Source organism: Seleniivibrio woodruffii (assembly GCF_029267515.1).
In the GTDB taxonomy this organism is placed as follows: domain Bacteria; phylum Chrysiogenota; class Deferribacteres; order Deferribacterales; family Geovibrionaceae; genus Seleniivibrio; species Seleniivibrio woodruffii_A.
In genome coordinates this window covers 1-1687 of sequence record NZ_JAJUIS010000034.1, presented here as the reverse complement: position 1 = coordinate 1687, position 1687 = coordinate 1, and the positions used below count along the sequence as shown (strand labels likewise).

2 protein-coding genes are annotated in these 1687 nt (G+C 50.5%); both read left to right on the top strand.

The annotated features are described in order from the left end of the window. On the top strand, nt 1-1552 hold a 1552-nt coding region (locus Q7P67_RS13400; protein ID WP_303852738.1), incomplete at its 5' end, for an acyltransferase family protein. Continuing rightward, the coding region (locus tag Q7P67_RS13460; protein WP_369696023.1) for an acyltransferase family protein at nt 1549-1687 on the top strand (139 nt) is incomplete at its 3' end. The genes Q7P67_RS13400 and Q7P67_RS13460, both read left to right, overlap by 4 nt.

Genomic DNA, 1687 nt, shown 5'->3' with positions numbered 1-1687 from the left:
TGACGCACAGGCGGAGACAAAGCCCCTCCTGCATACGTGGTCGCTGGGAGTAGAGGAACAATTTTACATATTCTTCCCTATAATGCTGATGCTCATTGCCAGATACGGCAGCAAGAAATATATCCGGTTTGCGCTGACCCTATTCGTCATCTCTTTCGGGCTTTCCGTATGGGGAACGAAAACGCATCCCGAAGCGGCGTTCTACCTCATTCCGTTCCGCACGTGGGAACTGATGCTGGGCGCGCTGATATCCCTCGGTTTCTTCCCTAAGACCGAAAAACTGCTCCACATAAATCTTATGTCGCTGGCGGGCTTCATCATGCTCTGCGTCAGCATCTTCACCTTTAAACCTTCAACGCCCTTCCCCGGTTATGCGGCGCTTCTGCCCTGTCTGGGAACCGCGCTCATCATCATGGCGCAGGGCGGAATAGTAAACCAGATACTCAGTCTTAAACCTGTCGTCTGGATAGGGCTTCTGTCATACTCGCTCTATCTGTGGCACTGGCCTTTATTCGCGCTTCGCAACTACTGGGAGAGCGCCAACATCCCAGAATTTTACACTTCTGACTATTTCCTGATATTTCTGACCTTCGCGTTCGCATCCTTCTCTTACTACATAGTAGAGAAACCTTTACGCATTAAAAAGATACAGAACAAAAAACTCTTTTTCAGATACACCTACGCCGTTATGGCGGCGGGATGCTTTTTTGGTGCGCTGGTTATATTCACCGACGGCATCCCCCAAAGGATACCGGACGAGGTGGCAAAACTCGCCTATGTTCCCAACAGCAGGTTCAAAACGAAAGAATGTTATGAACTGCCGGAATCAGCTATCAAAGCAGGAAAATACTGCGGGCTTGGAGCTGAGGATGTTCGACCCAAATTCGCCCTCTGGGGCGATTCACACGCTCTGGCACTCTCTGACGGCATAGATAAGCTGGCGAAGGAAACGGGAACAGGCGGCGTTTTCATGTCAACTTCTGCGTGTCCGCCCCTTCTGGGACTGGCAGGCACAGACAGAACCAAGGCAAACGCCTGCATAGAAACTAACCTTGCCGTGGGCGAAGCGCTGGCTAACGACAGACACATCAAAAAAGTTATCCTTGTGTGCCGCTGGAAAAAATACACCGATACCCCCGAACGTGCTGAGGAGTTCCGTCAGGCGCTTGAAAGAACACTGGACAGATTGAAAGGCAAGGAGATATATTTCGTTCTCGACAATGCTGAAGCTGACTTCGATGTTCCACGCGAACTGGCTAAGAACGCCCTTCTGAAAGCGTATCTGCCTGCACTCGCATCCTCGTCGGATATGAACATTCCCCTTGAGACCTATGAAAAGGAGAACTCCCCGCTGCTCTCACTTCTGCAATATTATGAAGATATGGACAGATTCACCGTTGTTCCGCTTTACAAAGCTCTCTGCGGCGAAAACGGCTGTATCACGGAGCACAACGGACGGGCGCTTTATTACGACGACGACCACCTTTCCGTGTTCGGCGCGGAATACGCCGTTCTTAAAGATAAAGAAATTACCTCAGAGATGGTTAAATGAGTCTTAAATACCGAAGCGACATAGACGGACTGCGCACGCTCGCAGTTATGCCCGTTATCTTCTACCATGCCGGAATGACCCTGTTCTCCGGCGGCTACGTCGGCGTGGACATCTTTTTTGTCATATCAGGCTATC